19 protein-coding genes and 2 riboswitches are annotated in these 20417 nt (G+C 71.0%); of the genes, 9 read left to right on the forward strand and 10 right to left on the reverse strand.

What is annotated here, in order from left to right:
* Positions 1-3: 3 nt before the first annotated feature.
* Both cysN and cysD read right to left on the reverse strand, forming a co-directional pair.
* Entirely contained in the window at positions 4-1914 is a 1911-nt protein-coding gene (cysN, locus tag A6035_RS12445) for a sulfate adenylyltransferase subunit CysN (RefSeq protein ID WP_108848030.1), read from the reverse strand.
* Positions 1914-2831 carry a sulfate adenylyltransferase subunit CysD gene (gene cysD / locus A6035_RS12450; protein WP_108848031.1) on the reverse strand — a complete coding sequence of 306 codons (918 nt, stop codon included), beginning with the start codon at positions 2829-2831 and terminating at the stop codon, positions 1914-1916. Before cysD ends, cysN begins: the two co-directional genes overlap by 1 nt.
* Before the next feature lie 165 nt (positions 2832-2996).
* Between cysD and A6035_RS12455 the strand changes: the two genes are divergently transcribed.
* The 4 genes from A6035_RS12455 to A6035_RS12470 all read left to right on the forward strand — a co-directional run bounded on the left by A6035_RS12455 (position 2997) and on the right by A6035_RS12470 (position 8709).
* A complete protein-coding gene (locus tag A6035_RS12455; RefSeq protein WP_108848032.1) occupies positions 2997-3935 on the forward strand; it encodes a helix-turn-helix domain-containing protein in 939 nt (312 codons plus the stop codon).
* A 94-nt stretch (positions 3936-4029) separates the two neighbouring features.
* A complete protein-coding gene (locus A6035_RS12460) occupies positions 4030-5697 on the forward strand; it encodes a helix-turn-helix domain-containing protein (protein WP_108848033.1) in 1668 nt (555 codons plus the stop codon).
* 178 nt (positions 5698-5875) lie between these two features.
* Positions 5876-7405 (forward strand): aldehyde dehydrogenase family protein, encoded by a 1530-nt coding sequence (locus tag A6035_RS12465; protein WP_244192432.1) that lies wholly within the window; start codon positions 5876-5878, stop codon positions 7403-7405.
* A gap of 191 nt (positions 7406-7596) precedes the next feature.
* Positions 7597-8709 carry an NDMA-dependent alcohol dehydrogenase gene (locus tag A6035_RS12470; RefSeq protein WP_108848034.1) on the forward strand — a complete coding sequence of 371 codons (1113 nt, stop codon included), beginning with the start codon at positions 7597-7599 and terminating at the stop codon, positions 8707-8709.
* Positions 8710-9315: 606 nt separating this feature from the next.
* Here A6035_RS12470 and A6035_RS12475 read toward each other — a convergent pair.
* Positions 9316-10215 (reverse strand): SDR family oxidoreductase, encoded by a 900-nt coding sequence (locus A6035_RS12475; RefSeq protein ID WP_108848035.1) that lies wholly within the window; start codon positions 10213-10215, stop codon positions 9316-9318.
* Between the two features lie 65 nt (positions 10216-10280).
* On the opposite strand from A6035_RS12475, the gene A6035_RS12480 reads away from it, so the two are divergent.
* Positions 10281-11888 (forward strand): alpha/beta hydrolase, encoded by a 1608-nt coding sequence (locus A6035_RS12480; RefSeq protein WP_244192433.1) that lies wholly within the window; start codon positions 10281-10283, stop codon positions 11886-11888.
* An 88-nt stretch (positions 11889-11976) separates the two neighbouring features.
* Positions 11977-12201, forward strand: coding sequence for a hypothetical protein (locus tag A6035_RS12485; protein WP_108848037.1), 225 nt, complete (start codon positions 11977-11979; stop codon positions 12199-12201).
* Between the two features lie 141 nt (positions 12202-12342).
* Here the strand turns inward: A6035_RS12485 and A6035_RS12490 are convergent, their stop codons facing one another.
* The 5 genes from A6035_RS12490 to A6035_RS12510 all read right to left on the reverse strand — a co-directional run bounded on the left by A6035_RS12490 (position 12343) and on the right by A6035_RS12510 (position 15313).
* On the reverse strand, positions 12343-12831 hold the full coding sequence (locus A6035_RS12490) for a hypothetical protein (protein ID WP_108848038.1): 489 nt from the start codon (positions 12829-12831) through the stop codon (positions 12343-12345).
* Between the two features lies 1 nt (position 12832).
* Positions 12833-13192, reverse strand: a complete 360-nt coding sequence (locus A6035_RS12495) for a hypothetical protein (protein ID WP_108848039.1) — start codon at positions 13190-13192, stop codon at positions 12833-12835.
* 154 nt (positions 13193-13346) lie between these two features.
* The gene (locus A6035_RS12500; RefSeq protein WP_108848040.1) at positions 13347-14129 is read right to left on the reverse strand and encodes a 3-oxoacyl-ACP reductase; all 783 of its coding nucleotides are present in this window, start codon (positions 14127-14129) and stop codon (positions 13347-13349) included.
* A gap of 108 nt (positions 14130-14237) precedes the next feature.
* Positions 14238-14335: riboswitch (TPP riboswitch) on the reverse strand.
* 73 nt (positions 14336-14408) lie between these two features.
* Positions 14409-14885 carry an SRPBCC family protein gene (locus A6035_RS12505; RefSeq protein ID WP_108848041.1) on the reverse strand — a complete coding sequence of 159 codons (477 nt, stop codon included), beginning with the start codon at positions 14883-14885 and terminating at the stop codon, positions 14409-14411.
* A 113-nt stretch (positions 14886-14998) separates the two neighbouring features.
* A complete protein-coding gene (locus tag A6035_RS12510; protein WP_108848042.1) occupies positions 14999-15313 on the reverse strand; it encodes a DMT family transporter in 315 nt (104 codons plus the stop codon).
* 10 nt (positions 15314-15323) lie between these two features.
* Positions 15324-15390, reverse strand: a riboswitch (guanidine-III (ykkC-III) riboswitch).
* Between the two features lie 81 nt (positions 15391-15471).
* On the opposite strand from A6035_RS12510, the gene A6035_RS12515 reads away from it, so the two are divergent.
* Positions 15472-16335, forward strand: coding sequence for an MOSC domain-containing protein (locus tag A6035_RS12515; protein ID WP_108848043.1), 864 nt, complete (start codon positions 15472-15474; stop codon positions 16333-16335).
* A gap of 51 nt (positions 16336-16386) precedes the next feature.
* Here the strand turns inward: A6035_RS12515 and A6035_RS12520 are convergent, their stop codons facing one another.
* Both A6035_RS12520 and A6035_RS12525 read right to left on the reverse strand, forming a co-directional pair.
* Positions 16387-17049 carry a TetR/AcrR family transcriptional regulator gene (locus tag A6035_RS12520; RefSeq protein ID WP_108848044.1) on the reverse strand — a complete coding sequence of 221 codons (663 nt, stop codon included), beginning with the start codon at positions 17047-17049 and terminating at the stop codon, positions 16387-16389.
* 126 nt (positions 17050-17175) lie between these two features.
* Positions 17176-19014 carry a flavin-containing monooxygenase gene (locus tag A6035_RS12525; RefSeq protein WP_108848045.1) on the reverse strand — a complete coding sequence of 613 codons (1839 nt, stop codon included), beginning with the start codon at positions 19012-19014 and terminating at the stop codon, positions 17176-17178.
* Positions 19015-19220: 206 nt separating this feature from the next.
* Here A6035_RS12525 and A6035_RS12530 point away from each other — a divergent pair, with 206 nt between their 5' ends.
* Both A6035_RS12530 and A6035_RS12535 read left to right on the forward strand, forming a co-directional pair.
* A complete protein-coding gene (locus A6035_RS12530) occupies positions 19221-20117 on the forward strand; it encodes an aspartate dehydrogenase domain-containing protein (RefSeq protein WP_244192434.1) in 897 nt (298 codons plus the stop codon).
* A 32-nt stretch (positions 20118-20149) separates the two neighbouring features.
* Positions 20150-20416 carry a DUF6480 family protein gene (locus A6035_RS12535; RefSeq protein ID WP_108848046.1) on the forward strand — a complete coding sequence of 89 codons (267 nt, stop codon included), beginning with the start codon at positions 20150-20152 and terminating at the stop codon, positions 20414-20416.
* The last annotated feature ends 1 nt before the right edge of the window (position 20417 follow it).

The raw sequence follows: 20417 nt of genomic DNA on the forward strand, positions 1-20417 counted from the left end.
GGCTCAGATTCCCAGGATGGAGCTGAGGATCCGCTGCGCGACCTCTTCCGCGGTCCCGTCCTCGGGGCGCACGTGCAGGTCGGGGGTCAGCGGCGGCTCGTACGGCGCGGAGACGCCGGTGAACTCGGGGATCTCGCCGGCGCGGGCCTTGGCGTACAGGCCCTTGGGATCGCGGGCCTCGCACTCGGCCAGCGGGGTGTCCACGAAGACCTCGGTGAACGGCAGGTCGGCCTTGGCGTGGACCTGGCGCGCCGCGTCGCGGTCGGCGCGCATGGGCGAGATGAGGGAACAGATGACGACAACGCCGGCATCGGCGAACAGCGCCGCCACCTCCGCGGTGCGGCGGATGTTCTCCGCCCGGTCCTCGGCCGAGAACCCGAGGTCGGCGTTGAGGCCGTGGCGCAGGTTGTCGCCGTCGAGGATGTACGCCGGGTGCCCGGACTCGATGAGCAGCCGCTCGACCTCGGAGGCGATGGTCGACTTGCCCGAGCCGGACAGGCCCGTCAGCCACAGCGTGCGGCCCTGCCCGCGGTCGCCGCGCTGGACGGCCCCGGCGTGCCACACCACATTGGAGCCGGTGGTGGCGGGCCCGATGATCATGCCCGCGCCCACCGTGTCGCCGGTGGTCTCGTCCACGAGGATGAAGGCGCCCGTGTCGCGGTTGCGGCGGTACGGGTCGTACATCAGCGGCGTCTGCGTGCGCAGGCCGATGCGCCCGATCTCGTTGAGCTCGAGCTCGGTCGAGTCGGGGTCCCGGTGCAGCGTGTTGACATCGAGTCGGTACTCCATCCCCGTCACGATCGCCTTGGTCTCGCGCGTCGTGTGCTTGACGATGTAGCGCTTGTTCGTCTCGAGGGTCGTGTCGTCGGCGAACCAGCAGACCATGGCCTCGAGCTCGGTGCCCTGGTGGGGCCGGTTGCCCGGCCGGGCGATCATCTCCCCGCGGACGATGTCGATCTCGTCGTTCAGCGCGATCGTCACCGCGGCGGGCGCAGCGGCTTCGTCCAGCTCCGCTCCGCCCGGGCCCCAGATCGCCTTGACGGTGGACTGCCGACCGGACGGCATGACCACCACGTCGTCGTCGACCTTGATGATCCCACCCGCGACGGTTCCGGCGAAGGACCGGTGATCCAACCCGTCGGCGCGCTGGGGGCGGATCACGTACTGCACGGGGAACCGGACGTCGGTGAGGTTGCGGTCCGAGGCGATGTGCACGTTCTCGAGGTGGTCGAGCAGCGCCGGGCCCGTGTACCAGGGCATGGCGTCCGACCGCTCCACGACGTTGTCGCCCTTGAGCGCCGAGAGCGGCACGAAGGTGACGTCGTGGACCTCGAGCTTGGCGGCGAAGTCGGTGAACTCGGCGCGGATGGCCTCGAAGGTGGCCTCGTCATAGTCGATGAGGTCCATCTTGTTCACCGCCACCACCAGGCGCGGGATGCCGAGGAGGCCGGAGAGGAAGGCGTGGCGGCGGGTCTGCTCGAGCACTCCCTTGCGGGCGTCGACGAGGATGATCGCCACGTCGGCCGTCGAGGCGCCGGTGACCATGTTGCGGGTGTACTGCACGTGGCCCGGGGTGTCGGCGATGATGAACTTGCGCCGCGGGGTCGAGAAGTAGCGGTAGGCGACGTCGATCGTGATGCCCTGCTCGCGCTCGGACCGCAGCCCGTCGGTGAGCAGCGCGAGGTCGGTGTACTCGTCGCCGCGCTTGGCAGAGGTGGCCTCGATGGAGGCGAGCTGGTCCTCGAAGATGCCCTTGGAGTCGAACAGCAGTCGGCCGATGAGGGTCGACTTGCCGTCGTCGACGGAGCCGGCGGTGGCGATGCGCAGGAGCTGCGCGTGCTCGGCCATGGTCTGGAGCTGCTCGGTGGCGCTCTCGGCGGTGGCCGGCGCGGTGGCCGTGGTGGGGGTGCTCATCAGAAGTAGCCCTCCTTCTTGCGGTCTTCCATGCCGGCCTCGGAGATCCGGTCATCGGCGCGGGTGGCGCCGCGCTCGGTGACGCGGGTGCCCGCGACCTCGGCGACGACGGCGGCGTTGTCGGCGGCGTCGGACTCGACGCAGCCCGTGCAGGTGGCGTCGCCGACGGTGCGGAAGCGCACGAGCTCGGTGCGCGCCTCCTCGTGCGGCAGCGTCTCCAGGAATCGGGTCTTGGCCAGGAGCATGCCGTCCCGCTCGATGACCTCACGCTCGTGGGCGTAGTAGATCGGCGGCAGGTCGATGTCCTCGCGCTCGATGTACTGCCAGATGTCCAGCTCGGTCCAGTTGGACAGCGGGAACACGCGGATGTGCTCACCCTTGCGGTGCTTGCCGTTGTACAGCTTCCACAGTTCGGGCCGCTGCGCGCGCGGATCCCAGGCGCCGAACGCGTCGCGGAAGGAGAAGACGCGCTCCTTGGCGCGGGCCTTCTCCTCGTCGCGGCGCGCGCCACCGAAGACGGCGTCGAAGCGGTTCTCCTGGATCCCGCGCAGCAGTGCCGTGGTCTGGAGACGGTTGCGGCTCGCGCCCACCCCGGTGTCCTCGACCACGCGACCGGCGTCGATGTCGTCCTGGACGTGGGAGACGAGCAGCTGGACGCCGGTCTCCGCGACGACGCGGTCGCGGTACTCGATCACCTCGTCGAAGTTGTGCCCGGTGTCGACGTGCATGAGCGGGAACGGCATCGGCGCGGGCCAGAAGGCTTTGCGGGCGAGGTGGAACATCACCACCGAGTCCTTGCCGCCGGAGAACAGCATCCCCGGGCGTTCGAACTGCGCGGCTACCTCGCGGAAGATGTGGACGGACTCCGCCTCGAGCGCGTCGAGATGCGAGAGCGTCACCGCCGACCTCGTCGTCATGCGACCTCCAGTGTCGTGGGCTGGCCCGGCGAACCGGACAGCTGGGCAGACCGATCTGTCTACCTTTGGGCGTCCGGACCATCCTGCGCCCGACCCGCCCGGATTTCCATCTCGGTGAGACCAATCGCCCCCGACCCGTCGGATATGCGACATAGAATGCCGTCTATGCGACACGAACCGACCCACCGCGTACTCTCGGTTCTCCGCGCGCTGGCCACCGACGGCCCGCCCCTGCCCCTGGCGGAGATCGCGAGACTGACCGGGGCCAGCCGCTCCACCCTCCACGCGGTCCTCGCGGAGATGGACGCCCAGGGTTGGGCGGAGAAGACGGGGGGCGGATGGCGGGCCGGGCCGGAGCTGCGTGAGGTCGGGGCGGCGTTGGCCGCGGAGGTCGATCTGGTCCGGGCCGCCCGCCAGCCGCTCGAGGCCCTGGCGGACGCCACCGGGATCGCGGCCGTGGTGTTCGAGGTCCGCGACGGGATGGCGGAGGTCGTCGACTCGGTCGGCGCCGGCATGCGCACCGCGTCGCGCGAGGCGATGCCCGTCGGCCACGTGGTCCCGGTGCGCGCCCCCTTCGCGCGCGAGCTGGCGGCCCGCCTGCCCCTGGGCGAGCAACGTCAGTGGCTGGCGGACTCGGCGGGGCTGACGGCGGCCGCACGCGACCGGCTCGAGGTGGTGCTCCCCCAGATCGCGCGGCGCGGCTGGTCGATCGAGCGGCTCACCCCGGCCCGCCGCGAGCTGCTGCGGATGGCCGACTCGCTGGAGACCTCCGGCATCGGCGCCCTGGTCCGCGACCGGGTGTCCGAGCTGTTCGTCGAACTGTCGGAGATCGACGTGACCGACGCCGAACTCGACGCCGCCGCGGATCTGGCCGTGGCCTCGGTCGCGGCGCCCATACTGCGGGCGGACGGACGGGCGGTCGGATCCGTGGCCGTCGCGCCGGGCCGCCGGATGACCGGTCGCGCGGTCGCCCGTGCCGTCGAGGCCGTGACCGAGTGTGCGGACGCCGTCTCCGCCCGCTTCGCCTCGCGCCCGCCCACGGCGCGGACGGCCGCGCTCCCCGCCCACCTGGTTCATCCGGCCCACGCGGCGAGCCGTCCCTGACCGCACCGGGAGTCACCGTCTCCGGGGAGACCACGCGGACGTGACCGCGCACGTATGGTGTGGCTCACACCCCTCGCCCCTCCGGAGGTGCCCTTTGCCCCAGATCGCCCACCCGTCCTTCTCGTCTGACGCGGACCCTCTGGGCACGGCGTGGCGTCGGTCCGAGCTGAGCGGCCTGACCCCGAAGAGCGCGAGGCCGGGTGCGCCCGACCCGCGCGCCACCCGCTCGCACCGCCTGGCCGAGGCCGCGCGCCCGGTGATGGACGGCCTCGACACCGTCCTGCTCGACACGGGTGCCACGCTCCTGCTGGCCGATCGCGAGGGCCGGGTAATACGGACGGTCCGCGACAACGCACGGATCTCCCGCATGCTGCTCAAGCGTGGGGTCGACGACGGCGCCACGCTCACCGAGGAGGCCGTGGGGAACAACGGGATCGGCACGGCGCTCGAGACGCGGGCCGGGGTCTTCATCCACGGCGAGCAGCACTTCGCGGAGGTCCTGCGCGACTTCGTCTGCTACGGGCACCCGATCATCGACCCGCTCACCCGGCGCCTGGTGGGCGCGGTCGACCTCACGGGAATGAGCGCGGACGCCTCGCACCTGTTCGCCCCCTTCGTCCGCAAGATCGTCGCGGACATCGAAGCCCGGTACGTCGACACCGCCCGCGCGGACGACCGAGAGCTGTGGCGCCGCTTCGTCGAGCGCACCCGGTCCTCCGACACCGCGACGTGCGCGTTCGGCGACGAGGTGGTGCTGGCCTCGCACTCGAGCCTCGAGCGACTGGACTCCAGTGACCTCGTCACCCTTCGCCGACTGGTCGAGCGCGACGAGGTGGGTGAGGTCGTGGAACTGTCGGTGGGCGCCGTGGGTGTGGCCACCAGCCGCGTGGGGCGCCGCGGGCACCTGCTGGACCTGACGTTCCCCGGGCCGTCCAACGCGTCCGCGTCCGCTACGTCCACGACGCGGGTGATCCCCCTCGGCACCGCGGGCCCGACGGATGCGGAGCCGTCGGAGGAAGCGCCGACGGTGGTGCGGAGTCACGCCGTCCGGGGGCCGTCGGGGTCGGGGAGGTCGACGACGGCGAGGGCGATCTCCGGCCCCGGGGCCCGCCATCTCCGGCTCGCCGAGGCGGATGACGCCGCCACGGCATGGCGGGAGATGGTCGCCCCCGCACTCCGCGAGCGTTCCGGGCCGGTGATCCTGGACGACATCGACCTGTTGGACGACGCCGATCTGCGCCGGTTGGCCGCGCGCATGGAATCGGCCGGGGACCACCTCGTCGTCGTCACCAGTCGCGACGACCCGCGCCCCGCGGTGACGGCGGTGCTCGACCTGTGCGACCGGCGGACGGTGGTCCGCCCCCTGCACGAGCGCGGCGCCGAGGGCGAGGAGATCGTCCGCCGCATGGTCACCGACCTGGCCGCGCGGCGCGGGATGCGGCCACCCACGGTGACGTCGCGGTTCGTAGAAGCGGCCTGCGTGCTCGACCTGCCCAACGGCCTGGTGACCATGCGCTCGATCCTCGGCGACTGCCTGACCAGGCTCGAGGAGAAGGGGTCCGTGGCCCTCGACGTGGACGCGCTGCCGTCGCGGTCCCGCTCGGCGCGCCCGCCCCGGCCCGGGGAGCTGGCCCGCGGGGAGTACGACGCGATCGTCGCCGCCCTCACCGAGTGCGGTGGGGTGCGCTCGCGGGCCGCCCGGCGACTGGGGATCAGCCGGACGACGCTGTACGCCCGGATGCGGGAGTTCGGACTGTCCTGACGCGGACCACCGCATCCACCACGTCCGGCGCTGTTCAACCGCGTCCAGCGCTGTCCAGCCGCGTCCACCGCTGTCCACTCGCGTGTCCAGAAACTGAACACTCCGGAGGGTCGACTCGCCCCCAGGATGGGTTGTGACCGGCCTCACACCCGAGGCGGTAGGACTTTCGGAGGTAATCATGACCGGCACACTCTCCCGCGACACCGGCTCCGCCGCGCACGTCGACGAGCGGCTGGGCGCCGAGGCCCGCGAGTTCCTCGCCCGCCCCCACCGCCTGCTCATCGGCGGACAGTGGGTCGACGCCGCCGACGGCCGCACCTTCGCCACCCACGACCCGGCCACCGGCAACGAGATCACCCGGGTCGCCCACGGTGGGCCCGAGGACGTGGACCGCGCCGTGGCCGCCGCCCGCCGCACGTTCGACGACGGCGCCTGGGCCACCATGAAGCCGCGCGAGCGCGAGCAGATCCTCTGGCGCATCGGCGATCTGCTCGACGCCAAGGCCGAGCTGTTCGGGCAGATCGAGGCGCTCGACAACGGCAAGTCCGTCGCGATCGCCACCGCAGTCGACGTGGCGTGGGCCGCCGACGTATTCCGCTACTACGCCGGCTGGGCCACCAAGATCGAGGGCTCCACGGTCAACGTATCCATGCCGTTCGCCGGCGACAAGCAGTTCCACGCCTACACCCAGCGCGTCCCCGTGGGCGTGTGCGGTCAGATCATCCCGTGGAACTTCCCGCTGCTCATGGCCGCGTGGAAGCTCGGCCCCGCCCTGGCGACCGGCAACACCCTCGTGCTCAAGCCCGCCGAGCAGACCCCGCTCACGGCCCTCCTGCTCGGCGAGATCTGCCAGGAGGCCGGCGTGCCCGACGGCGTGGTCAACATCATCACCGGGTTCGGCGACGCCGGCGCCGCGATCTCCGCCCACGACGACGTGGACAAGGTCGCCTTCACCGGCTCCACCGAGGTGGGCAGGCTCATCGTGGACGCCGCCAAGGGCAACCTCAAGAAGGTCTCCCTCGAGTTGGGCGGCAAGAGCGCCAACATCGTGTTCGCCGACTGCGACTGGGACGCCGCGGTCGCCGGCTCGGTCGCCGCGTGGATGTTCAACCACGGTCAGGCGTGCACCGCCGGCACCCGCCTGTACGTCGAGGACTCGATCTACGAGGAGTTCACCCAGGCCGTCGCCGACGCCGCCTCGCAGGCCACCATCGGCCACGGGCTCGACCCCGACACGGTGCTCGGGCCCGTCGTGGACCAGGACCAGTTCGACAAGGTCTCCTACTATCTGCGCGCCGGCATCGAGGACGGCGGTCGCACCCTCACCGGCGGCGCCCGTCACGGCGACACCGGCTTCTTCATCCAGCCCACGGTGTTCGTGGACGTCAAGCCCGAGGACCGCGTGGTGCGCGAGGAGATCTTCGGCCCCGTCGTCTCGGCCCTGCGGTTCTCCGACGTCGACGACGCGGTCCGCCAGGCCAACGACTCGATGTACGGCCTCGCCGCCGGCATCTGGACCAAGGACCTGTCCAAGGCGCACCACGTCGCCAGCCGACTCCAGGCCGGGTCCGTGTGGGTCAACCAGTACAACGGCTTCGACACCGCCATGCCGTTCGGCGGGTTCAAGCAGTCGGGCTGGGGCCGCGAACTCGGTGCCGGCGCCCTGGACCTGTACACGCAGACCCGCTCGGTCAACATCCAGCTCTGACACGACCGGCCCACCCGGACCGGGACCCGGCGTCCCCGTGACCACTCCGGGGACGCCGGCGACTCCCCCTCCCTACCCGCCCGCTCGATTCGCACCACCCTTATTCACACCGCCCCGCGCTCACCGCGTGGTGCCCGCATCCCCCGCGCTCACACCTCGTCGCGACCGCACACCCCGAAAGGACCACCTCAGTGAAGACCAAGGCAGCCGTACTGTTCGACACCAACAAACCGTTCGAGATCATCGAGCTCGACCTGGACGACCCCGGCCCCGGCGAGGTGCTCATCAAGTACACGGCCGCCGGTCTGTGCCACTCCGACCTGCACCTGTCCGACGGCTCCCTGCCGCCCCGCTTCCCGATCGTGGGCGGGCACGAGGGCGCCGGGGTGATCGAAGCCGTCGGCGAGGGCGTCACCAAGGTCGAGCCCGGCGACCACGTGGTGTGCTCGTTCATCCCCAACTGCGGCGTCTGCCGCTACTGCTCGACCGGCCGGCAGAGCCTGTGCGACATGGGCGCAACGATCCTCGACGGCCACATGCCCGACGGCACGTTCCGCTTCCACTCGGGAGGCGAGGACTTCGGCGCCATGTGCATGCTCGGCACCTTCTCCGAGCGTTCGGTCATCTCGCAGCACTCGGTGGTCAAGGTCGACGACTGGCTTCCGCTGGACAAGGCCGTGCTCGTGGGCTGCGGCGTGCCCTCGGGCTGGGGTACCTCGGTCTACGCCGGCGGCGTCCGTCAGGGCGACACCGTGGTGATCTACGGCATCGGCGGCCTGGGCATCAACGCGGTCCAGGGCGCCGTCCACTCCGGCGCCCGCCATGTCGTGGTGGTGGATCCGGTGCAGTTCAAGCGCGACGAGGCGCTGAAGTTCGGCGCGACCCACGCGTTCGCCAGTGCGGCCGAGGCCCACGCCGAGGTCGAGAAGCTCACCTGGGGCCAGATGGCCGATCAGGCGCTGATCCTCGTCGGCACGCTCGAGGAGGAGGTCGTCTCCAGCGCCTTCGACGTGATCGGTAAGGGCGGCACCGTGGTGATCACCGGAATGGGCAGCATGACCGACAAGACGGTGCAGGTCAACGGCACGATGATGGCCCTGTTCGGCAAGACCATCAAGGGCACGCTCTTCGGTTCCGCCAACCCCCAGTACGACATCGTCAAGCTCCTGCGGCTGTACGACGAGGGCAAGCTCAAGCTCGACGAGCTCATCACCACCACGTACACGCTCGACGAGGTCAACCAGGGTTACCAGGATCTGCAGGACGGGAAGATCATGCGCGGCGTGATCATCCACGACTCCTGATCTCCCGCAGACCCCCCATAGACCGGAGCCGGTCGACCCCGCGGGACGGCGCCCCCCGCCTTCTCGATGATCGGCTCCTCCCCCGACGCGCGTCGCCTCACCCCCTGGGCGGCGCGCGTCGGTGCGTCAGCCGGCAGCTGTTCCCGGTCCAGCCCACAGCCGCTCCCGCCGATGCTCGGCAGCCGCTCCCGCCGATGGCGTCTCGCTCCCGCGGATGGCGTCTCGCTCCAGCCGACGGCGTCTCGCTCCCGCCGCCGCCCGCCCAGCCCACAGCCGCCCCTCACCATGGCGTCTCGCCTGCTCTTCGGTGTGCGCGAGGCGCCATGTTGGCGGGCGGCTGGGGCCGGGCGACTGTGCTCCCCGCGCATCGTGAGACGCGAGGCGCCATGTTGGCGGGCGGCTGGGTCCGGGCGACTGTGCTCCCCGCGCATCGTGAGACGCGAGACGCCATGTTGGCGGGCGGCTGTGGCCGGGCGACTGTGCTCCTCGCGCATCGTGACACGCGAGACGCCATGTTGGCGGGCGGCTATGGCTGGGCGACTGTGCTCCCCGCGCATCGTGACACGAGACGCCATGCCCGCGCGCGGCTGGGTCCGGGCGGCTGCGTCAGGGTGTGGGCGCGCCGCCGGTCACCGAGAGCGTGTTGCCGGTCGTGTACGACGACTCCTCCGAGGCCAGGTACACGTACGCGCCGGCCATCTCGACCGGCTGCCCCGGCCGGCCGAGCGGGTTCTTCTGCCCGAAGTACGGCAGCTTCTCCGGCTTCTGCCCGCCCGTCACCTGCAGCGCGGTCCAGAACGGGCCCGGCGCGACGGCGTTCACGCGGATCCCCCGCGGCGCGAGCTGCTGCGCGAGAGCCTTGGACATCGTGTTGACCGCGGCCCGCGAGGTCGCGTAGTCCACCAGACCCGGCGACGGCGTGTAGGCCTGCACCGACGAGGTGAAGATGACACTCGCCCCCGGCTGTAGGTGCCCGAGCGCCTCCTGCATCATCCAGAACGGCGCCGAGATGTTGACGTTCATGGTCTCCGCCCACTGCTCGGAGCTCAGGTCCTCGAGGTTCTCGACATAGGTCTGCCGGGCGGCGTTGAGCACCAGCACATCGATTCCACCAAGGCCGGCCACTGCGTCACGGACGATCCCCCGCGCCACCTCTTCGTCGCCGACGTCTCCGGGCAGCAGGACGCAGGTGCGGCCGGCCTCGCGGACCAGCCGGGCGACCTCGTCGGCATCGGACTGCTCGGAGGGCAGGTATCCGATCGCCACGTCGGCCCCTTCGCGTGCGTACGCGATCGCCACCGCGCGACCGATGCCCGAGTCGCCGCCGGTGATGAGCGCGCGGCGGCCGGTGAGCCTGCCGTGACCGACGTAGGACGTCTCACCGTGATCGGCCGGCGGCTGGAGCTCGGAAGCGAGCCCCGGCACCGGCTGGGACTGCATCGGGATGTCGACCTCGTACTTGGTGGTGGGGTCGGCGATCGGCTGGGCGTTCGGATCGGTGGTCACGGCAGGCCTCCTCGGAAGTCGGGAACTCGACCGTACGCCGCGATCGAACTGCGACACTGGGCGACATGCACAGCCGCCGTTCAGCCTTCCGCCCGTCCGCCGCTCGTCACGTCGCCGCGGCAGTGGCTTCGGTGCTCGTGGCAGCGGGACTCGTCGTCGTCCAGGGTGCCGCCACCACCGCACCGGCCGCGCACGCGGCGCCCACCTGGGGCACGTGCCCCGACACCGTGTCCACCCCCGGCGCGGTCTGCACGACGGTGACCGTGCCGCAGGACTACTCGCGGCCGGACGGCGAGACCATCGACGTCACCGTGTCCAAGCTCCCGGCCCGCGACCCGGACGCCCGGCGCGGGGTGCTGTTCGGCAACGCGGGAGGACCGGGCGGGGACTCCCTGACCTACTTCGACGACAACGAGCTCTTCACCTGGCCCGATGCCCTGCGCGACGAGTGGGATCTGATCGGCGTACAGCCCCGGGGACTCGCCCACGCCGGGCCACTGCAGTGCGCTCCGCTGAACCCGGCGGACGTCCTCATGTTGGCGACCAACGTCGGAGGAGCACACCGGGCGGTGTGCGAGTCGGTCAGCGGCGACGACTGGCGGCACCTGACCACCGAGAACACCGCCCGCGACTGGGAGCAGGTGCGACTGTCGCTCGGCGAGGAGCAGATTTCAATCCACGGTCTGTCCTACGGCACCCTGCTCGGCTCCACCTACGCGACGTTGTTCCCCCAGCACACGGACAAGGTCGTGCTGGACTCGGGCGCTCACCCGGACTGGATGTGGAACCAGGTGCTGCTCGAGCAGAACGAGCCACACAAGCGGCGGGTGCACGACATGTTCGACTGGATCGCGGCCAACGACGCCACGTACGGCCTGGGCGACACCCCGCTGAAGGTGTATCAGCGCTGGACGGAGCGGGTGCTCGCCGAGGCCGGCACGACCCCGACACTTGCTCCGCCGCCCGCGCGCGTGGGCGATGTGCCGGCGGAGTGGCAGTCCCTGGCGCAGGCGTGGATCGACGGTACGACGCTCACCGGGCCGGCGCGGGCGCAGCTCGAGGGCCTCGCGCGGCAACTGCGCAACCCCGGCGCGATGCAGTCGCAGTCGATCACGCTCGCCGCGACGCGGAGCCTCGCGCCGCAGTCGCAGGGCTGGCCGATGTTGGCGGCGGCCCTGCGTGACGGCACACCGCTGGGAGTGGTCGATCCGGAGATGCCGGCCGTGCCGGCGGAGGCGCTGATCGCGGTGAACATGCAGTCGGCGATCCTCTGCAACGAGAACCGCGTGGCCCCGCGGCCGCTGGATTACCCCGGCTTCCTGTGGACCCAGTTCGTCACCGGCGACATCTTCGACGCCACCGGCCTGATGTTCAGCTCGGGCGCAGCGTGTGCGGGAGCCCCCGCCGTCGCCACTCCGGTCGAGGTGAGCGGTGACGCGCTCGAGGTTCCGCCGCTGCTGATCAACTCGGTGGCGGACCCGCAGACCCCGCTGCACGGCGCCCGCGCGCTGGCGGACCGGATGGGCGCACACATGGTCACCGTCGACGGCGGTGATCACGGGCAGGTCGCGAAGGGCAACACGGTCGTCGACGACGCCGTGGTCGAGTACCTGCGCACCGGGCACACCGCGCTCACCTCGGCGCCCGCACCGCCGCCGCCGGTCGCGCGGTGACCGCCCGACGCCGTGACCGGATGCGAGAAGACGCCGGATCACCCACACTGCGGATACGACCGGATTCCATCGATTCGAAGGAGCAAGCATGCCCCGTTACCGCGTAGTGGACCCCGACCAGAACGTGATCGACGAGAAGGAGTTCGCTGACGACACCAAGGCGTACGACTGGTTCAAGACGGTCGAGGTTCCCGATGACGCGCTCGGGTACGCCATGGAGGTCGACATGGACGGCAAGTGGACCCGATTCGAGATCAACGACGGCGGCACCAACACCTCCCCCGCCGCCGACGAGGGCACCGGCACCCCCTGATCCGAGTTCTGCGCGCCTGATCGGGCACGCCGTTCCGACACCGAGTCAGGCGACACCCCGCACGATCGCTACTCCGCCTCAGCTGCGGCCCGAAAGGGCGCGGCGGGGCGGAGTAGTTCTGTGTCCGGCCCCGGTCTCCCTTCAACCCCGATCCCCGCGTCCCGGCGCGCGCCTCGCCCGGTGGATGTGGTCGCGCACGGCCACCGTCAGCGCGTCCAGCCGGGCGGCTTCGGTGAGGAGATCGGCGACTCCGCTCGGACGGTTGGTGGTGCTGTCGACCAGGGCGTCGTTCGCCCGCTCCAGAAGTTGGGTGAACGCGGGGTCGCCGTCAAGGGCGTCTCGAACGGCGGGGTACTCGGCTTCGAGCGGGGTGCCGATGCCGAGCGTGGAGCGGAGCTCATACCAGCGGTCGAGGGTCGCGGCGAGTGCCTCGGAGGCCAGCGCGTGGGTGCGGCGAGCGGTGTCGACGGCGCGCTCGGCGGTGAGCTGCGCCGTGTCGGTCCCCCTGCTGAGCCGGCGGTGTCGGGCGAGATCCTCCAGGCCGGAGCGCACGAGCCATCCGGTCGACGCGATCCAGGCGACCACACCGGCGAGGACTGCGAGCACCACCAGCGCGAGGATCAGCGGCATGTCACATCACCGCGTTGAGAACGAGGGTCAGCGGGACAGCCAGGAGCACCGCCGCCGAGAGGCCGGCCCCGATCAATCTCCCCACGCCCGACCACCGGAGTTCGGAGCGTTCGGCCTCCAGCGCCGCGGGTGACAGCGGAGCCGCGAGGCGCCCGGCGGCTGAGGCCGCGGACTCGGCGACCGTGGGCCAGGTCCGCGGGACGTGTCGGCGCGGATCGCTGCCGAGGTCGTCGGCGGCGAGGAGGGCTCGTTGCTCGTCCCATTCGGCGAGGCGTTGGTCGAGTTCGGCGACAGCGGCCTCGGCCTCGGCGATCCGGCGGCCCTCGGCCGTCCGCGAGAACATCACCGAGGGGAACTGCATGGCTCCAGCCTCCCCCACCCCGACCGGCACCGGCAAGAGGCCGCGCACGTGTGAGGGTGCGCGGGCGCGCGAGTGCGCGGGCGCGCGAGTGCGCGGGCGCGCGAGTGCGCGGGCGCGGGCGCGCGGGCGCGGTGCGATCGGCGCCGCCGCGCCCTCACCCCTTGACCAGTCCCCCGTCCACGATGAGGTTCTGCCCGGTCACGGCGCGCGCCCACGGGGAGGCGAAGAACAGCACCGCGTCGGCGAGCTCGGCCGGGGTGATCGCGCGCCGCAGCGGCGTCCCCGAGGCGATGAGGTCGAACACCTCTGCAGGCGTAGCGGCGCTGGCGTCGGTGGTGCGCAGCAGACCGCCGGAGACCATGTTCACCGTGATGCCGTCCGGTCCCAGATCGGTGGCGAGGGTCCGGGTCAGCGACAGCGCGGCGGCCTTGGCGGCGGTGTAGTCGTGGTACGGCACGACGGGGTGCTGGAACAGGTTGGTGCCGATGTTCACGATCCGTCCGAAGCCGGCCTCGCGCATGCCCGGAAGCGTCGCCTGGGTCGTGGCGAGGGTGGCCTTGACCGCGCCGCGGAGTTGCGAGTCGAAGTCGTCCCAGGTCAGCGTCTCGGGTCGCGGGCGGGCGTCACCGTTGAACTCGAAGTCGACGAGCGCGTTGTTGACGACCGTGGTGACGGGCGCGCCGAAGTGGCGACGGGCGGCGTCGACGAGGGCGTGCACCTCGTCGTCGTCGGTGACGTCGGCGCGTAGTGCGACGACGCGGTCCTCGCCGAGCTCACGGACGAGGTCAGCGGCGGCCACCTCGCTCCGGTGATAGTTGACGACGACGAGAGCGCCCTCTCTGGAGAAGGCGCGACTGATGTCCGCGCCGAGCCCGCGGGCGCCGCCGGTGACGAGGACGACCTGCTCGTCGATCCGCACGCTGTTGCCGATATCCATTGCCACTCGCTTCCCGGTGTTCCCGGCGAGGGTGACGATGCGGCTCCGCCACTCGGCAGCGCAGGGCGCGGCCGATCGGCGACGGCACCGGGACCACCGTTGCGGTGGCGGCGGCCGTATCGACATTCCTTCGCTGGAACTACCCAGATCAGGTTCGACGGGTGTGATCTCAGCCGCCCGGATGGGCAGCACCCCGTGTCGTGGACCACTATAGATCACCGGCCGGTACGGCGGGCGGCTCCCCGCGTCGATCCGCTCAGTGCGTGGTCAATCCCGTGGTCATCCAGCGGTCTCGTACCTGGCCGCCAGCTTCGAGAGCGTCTCGGTGATGCCCGCCGCGTTCTGCTTGGACACCCCCACGCTCTCGAAGAACCTGCCGAGCTTGGACGGCCGGTTGTCGAAGCTCTCGACGACCTTCGTCTTCCCGTCACCGGCCGGGGTGAACTCCCAGCGCCACCGGTGCCCTGCGGGGTGCGCCCACTCGATCACCTTTTCCGTCGCGGTGTCGCGGTGCTCGGTGACTGTGCAGGTGATGCGGTACGGCACGCCGTACATGCGCATCGCGGTGGTGAACTTGGCGCCGGGGTGCAGGGTGGCCGGCCCCTGGACGTTGTCGCGGACCGTTCCGGACCCGTCGACGAGTCCGTGCTTGCGAGGGTCGTAGACGAGGGCGAACAGTTCGTCGGCGGGCGCGTTCACGGTGACGCTGCGGGCGACCACGCGCGGTCCGCGGTCGATTGTGCTGATGGCGGTCATGGTCAGGTGGGACCTTCCGGTTGGACTCGGCCTGGCGGCGAGCTCGGATGCGGTTCACCCCACCGTACGACCGCGCTCCGACATCGTGCGGCGCTTCGTGTACGGCCGGCAGGTCAGCTGACGGCCTTGAGCCCGACCACACCGCCGATGATCATGGCCAGGAACAGCACCTTCGCCGCCGAGGCGGGTTCCGCCCCGGTGGCCATGGCGTAGACCACGGTCAGCGAGGCTCCGATGCCGACCCACACCGCGTACGCCGTGCCCACGGGCAGCTCGCGCATCGCGTAGGCCAGTCCGGCCATGCTCACGACCAGGGCGACGCCGAACACCACCGTTGGCCAGAGCCGGGTGAACCCCTCCGAACGGCCCATCGCGGTGGCCCACACGGCCTCGAGCACCCCGCACAGAACGAGCACGACCCATGCCATGACAGCCTCCTACGGGCCGTCTTGTCGCACACCGGGTACGGCGCCCCTCGTCCGGAGGCCCCGGGCCGGGGCTCTGATCCCCAGAGTGGCAGTCCCGGTGGCCCCGGACAACGTCAGATCCGTCACCGCGATAAGTCGCACTAATTAAGGTGGCGTTCATGCGAGTGGGAACGGTCTCGGAGCTGTGGCGCTACCCCGTGAAGTCGATGCGGGGCGACCGCGTGGCCGAGACGGCGGTGACCGAGCGCTGGGGCCTGCCCGGCGACCGGGGCTGGGTGATCAGGGACGAGGACGCCGGCGAGCTCCGCAGCGCCAAGAAGTGGGCGGAGCTGTTGCAGTTCCACGCCCGCTACGTCGAGGAGCCGCAGGGCGACGCGACGCCGACCATCGAGATCGACTTCCCGGACGGCTCGTCGATGCGCAGCGATGACGACACCGTCCACGAGGCGCTCTCGGCCGCGCTGGGTCGGCGCGTCACACTGTGGCCGCGTCGGCCGGTCGACGATCACGAGCACTACCGCCGTCGCGCCGTCGACGAGGCGGACCTGCGCACCCAGCTCGGCCTGGGGCCCGACGACCCGTTCCCCGAATACTCGGATATGCCCGAGGACGTGCTGACCGAGCTCGGCTACTACGCCACCCCGCGCGGGACCTACTTCGACGCGATGCCGCTGTCGCTCCTGACCAGTACCGCGATGGCGTCACTGCAGGCCGCGGTGCCGGACGCGGCGATCGATCCGCGCCGGTTCCGCAAGAACCTCATCGTCACGCACGAGCCCGGCGGCGACGGGCATCCCGAGTTCGACTGGGTCGGCCGCCAGCTGGCGATCGGCGAGGTGACCTGCGAGGTCGTCATGCGCATCTCCCGCTGCAGAATGGTGACCCTCCCGCAGGCGGATCTGCCCCACGACCGCAGTGTCCTCCGGTCACTCGCGCGCGACAACGGCGCGGAGTTCGGCGTCTACCTCCGCGCGCTCTCGCCCGGCACGATCCGGGAGGGCGACGAGGTCCGGCTGGTGTGAGCCGCCGCTCGCTGGTCTGAGCCGCCGCCCGTCGGACTCGTCGCGGTCCGCCTACCGCGCCTGATCGCGGACACCCCAGGCCCCGAGCCAGATCGCCTTGAGCGCCGCCAGCATCCGCGCGGACTCGGCCTCGGCGGGTCTGACCGACCGGTCCTGAAGGAAGGCCATGACGATCATGTCGGTCAGCCTCTCGCTGATCGCCCCGTGGTCATCGGACAGCGGCGCGATCAGCCCGGCCTCGGTATCCCGACTCATCTGCAGCGAGAGGTGACGGTTCAACTCTGAGACGAGTTCCGACCAGCGTGACCTCACCTCGTCGTCGTACCCGGTCGCCTGCACGCCGGCGACCATCACCTGGTCGTGTTCCACCCATGCCGCGTAGGACTGGCCGAAGAGCCTGTCGAAGTAGGCGGCGTGGGACTCACCCGCGAGTCGGTTGTAGCTGCCGACGGTCTTCGTCCAGTCGTCCCACGCCCGTCCGACCAGCTCCCCCAGGACAGCGGCCTTGGACTCGAAGTAGAAGTAGAAGTTGGGTCGTTTGATCCCGGCGGCCTCGGTGATGTCCTTGACCGAGATGTCCGGCGCCGGCATCCGGTCGAGCAGGCGCTCGAACCCGTCGAGGATCGCCTGCCGCTGGACCTCGCCCCGCGGGACGCGCCTCCGGCTCCCACCGGAGGGGTCTGTGGTCGCTGGCGCTGTCGGGCTCGGGGGCATGGTCGGAAGCCTAGGGTCGGTGCACGCGGGGTCCGCCAGGCGTGCGGGGCGGGCGGGAATGTGACGCCTGCGAGGCCGCCGCCCGGACGAGGTGCCGGACGGCGGCCACCGGAGCTCGGCGGGTGATCAGGCCACCGGGACCGCGTCACGAGCGGGCTCGAAGACCAGACCCTCGAACCGGCCCGAGTTCCACCAGGCCTCGATCATGTTCCAGAAGTCGACCTCCGACGAGTTGTACACGTCGCGGAAGACCGCCTTGGACACCTCGCCCTGACCGTTGTAGTAGCCCGGCGTACAGGCTCCCCAGTACGCCTCGCGCGGCTCATTGGACCGCCGGACCTCGGCGACCCATTCCGCCTCGGCCTCGGCGGTGGGCTCGAAGGTCCCGATGCCGTTGTCCAGCGCATGTCGCACGAGCCGAGCCGCGTGACGCGCCTTGCGGTCGAGCATGTAGACAAAGTTGACGTAGTAGGCGGTCTGCGACATCCCGAGCTCCACGAAGTTCGGGAAGCCGTGCGTGAAGAACCCGTGAAAGGTCCTCGCCCCCTCGGAGAAGTACTCCTGCATCGAGTGGCCCTCGCGTCCGATCACGTCGTAGCCATAGATACCCGCCGGGCCGGACCCGGTCTCGAAGCCGGTCGCGAAGACGATGCAGTCGACCTCGTAGTGGGTGCCCGCGACGACGATCCCCGTCGAGGTGATCCCGTCGATGCCCGTCGGAGAAGCGGCCAGGGTGACGTTGGAGCGGTTGAACGCCTGGAGGTACTCGTCGTTGAAGCACGGCCGCTTGCACATGTACCCGAACCACGGCTTGAGGCCGTCGGCGGTGGCCGGGTCGGTGACGATGGAGTCGACCCGCGCGTGCGCGCTCATGAGCAGCTTCATGTCCGCGAGCTCCGCCACCAACGCCTGGTCGCCTTCGGGGAGCCCTCCGACCGGCACGTCCACCAGGTGCTGGCCGGTCAGCTCGGGAAACAGGTGCGTCCAGCCGTCGTCGACCAGGTTTCCCTCCACCTCGTGGCCGGATATGATGCCGTTGAAGTTGTCGTGCCGTTCGTACTGCCAGCCCGGCTTCAGCGAGGCCACCCACTCCGGATCGGTCTTGCGGTTGTTGCGCGGCTGGACCACGCTCGGCGTGCGCTGCACCACGACGAGCTCCTTGGCGTCCTGCGCGAGGTACGGCACGACCTGCACGCCGGTGGCACCGGTACCCACCACCGCGACGCGCTTGTCCCGGAGATTCGCGAGGTCGCCGGCCGCCGAGCCGCCGGTGTAGTCGTAGTCCCACCGGCTGGTGTGGAAGATCTTGCCCTCGAAGTCGCCGATCCCCGGAACCTTGGGCAGTTGCGGCTTGGTCAGCGCGCCATTGGACCGCAGGAGCACCCGGGTGAGGAAGCGGTCGCCGCGGTCGGTGGTGACCTCCCAGCGCTGGGCCTGCTCGTCCCAGCGCGCGTGAGTGGCACGGGTCTGGAAGTACGTCCTGTCATAGAGGCCGTAGTGCCTGCCGATGCGCTGCGCGTGCTCGAAGATCTCGGAACCGTCCGCGTAGCGCTGGCTGGGCACGTAGTCGGTCTCCTCGAGCAAGGGCATGTAGATGTGCGATTCGATGTCGCACTGCACGCCCGGGTATCGGTTCCAGTACCAGGTTCCACCGAAATCGCCGCCGTACTCCACGAGCCGGAAGTTCTCCACGCCGTTCTGCGTGAGGTACGCCCCGGCGGTCAGGCCCCCGAAGCCCCCACCCAGCACGAGGGCGTCGAGCTCCTCGGTGACGGGTTCACGGGTGATGGGCTCGGAGAACGGGTCGCTGTCGCCGACCTCGAGCACATCGTCGAGCCCTTGGAACTGAGCCAGTTGGTCCTTGCGCTCGCGGGCCTGCTTGTCGGCCTCGAAGCGCTGGCGGAGGTGAGCTGGATCGAAGTCGATGTCTATGTCGATCTTCGATTCGGGGAGGGTGAAGGGCATATCGCGTCCTTAGCCGAGCGGGAGGCCGCCCGTGGTCGAGGGGCGTGGACGGCCTGTCGAGAAAACTTGACTCCGCGTCAAGTTGTGACCAGGGTTACACGCTTGCTGTGATGTGCGCAATACTCGCGCGCCGCGGCGGACGACGCCGACGCCGGGCGCCGCGACACCCGCCCCCTCCCGGCGCGCTGGCTACGGTGGGGCCTACCATGACCCCTCCCCTCACCTCCTCCGCCGGTTACTCCCCCGATTCCGACCCCGCCGCCGGCTCGGGCGGCACGACCGCCGGAGCCGTCAGCCACCGGCCTCCACTGCGGGTCGCCGTGGTCGGCGTCGGCGCGATCGGCGGCGCCGTCATCGAGGCCCTGGAGCAGGGACGGGTCCCGGGAGCGAGGCTCGGCGCCGTGCTGCGCTCGAGCAGCGCGCCGGAGGAGGTCACAGCGGCGATCGACGCGGCCGACGTGGTGGTCGAGGCCAGCACGGTCGACGCCGCCGACGACCTGATCCCGCGCGTCACCGCGACCGGCACGGACGTCGTCGTGTGCTCGTGCGGCGTGTTCGCCCGCCACGACGACCCCCGCGAACGCCTCGCGGGTGGGCCGGGCGCCGGTCGCGTCCTCGTGCCCGCCGGGGCGATCGGCGGACTCGACGTCCTCGCGGCGGCCGCCCGCGCCGGGACCGCCGACGCCAGCGTCCGCCACTACACCATCAAACGGCCCGCGGCCCTGGACGTCGACGAGCAGCTCACCGATCGCCGCGAGGTCTTCCGCGGCTCGGCCCGCCAGGCGGCGCTCGAGTTCCCGCGCACCTCCAACGCGTCCGTCGCCCTCGCGCTGGCCACCCTCGGCCTCGACCGGACCGAGGTGATCGTGGTCGCCGACCCGCACGTCGGGCGCACCCGCCACGTCGTCGAGTGGGAGTCGCCGGTGGGCCGCTACGAGCTGCAGTTCGAGAACGCCGTCGACCCCGACTCCGGCGGCCGCACATCGGCGATCACCGCCTGGTCGGTGGCGGAGGTCCTCAGCGCCCTAGCGTCCGGCGCCGGGCCGGGGGTCGTCGTGCTCGCGGGCGGCCGACCGGTGGAAGGCCCCGAGCCGAGCCCCTAGCCTGTGGGTTCCAGTCGATCGAGAGGTGCGAAATGACCAACGCCCGACCGTCAGACCCCGACCCGAGCGAGAGCCCCGACGTGGACAGCCACGGCGCGGCCCCTGCCGGCATCACGCCGGACTCCGACTCCACCTCGTTGCAGTCGGACAGCGCCACCAACAAGCAGGGCCCGGTGGAACAGCAGAGCCCGACACCCCAGCCGGGCAACAAGAGTGCCTACGTGTGGATCGCGGTCATCGCCGTCGTCGTCCTCCTCGTCGTCATCGGCCTCGTCGGCTACGCGTTCGAAGTGTTCTGAC

This window comes from Dietzia lutea (genome assembly GCF_003096075.1).
In the GTDB taxonomy this organism is placed as follows: domain Bacteria; phylum Actinomycetota; class Actinomycetes; order Mycobacteriales; family Mycobacteriaceae; genus Dietzia; species Dietzia lutea.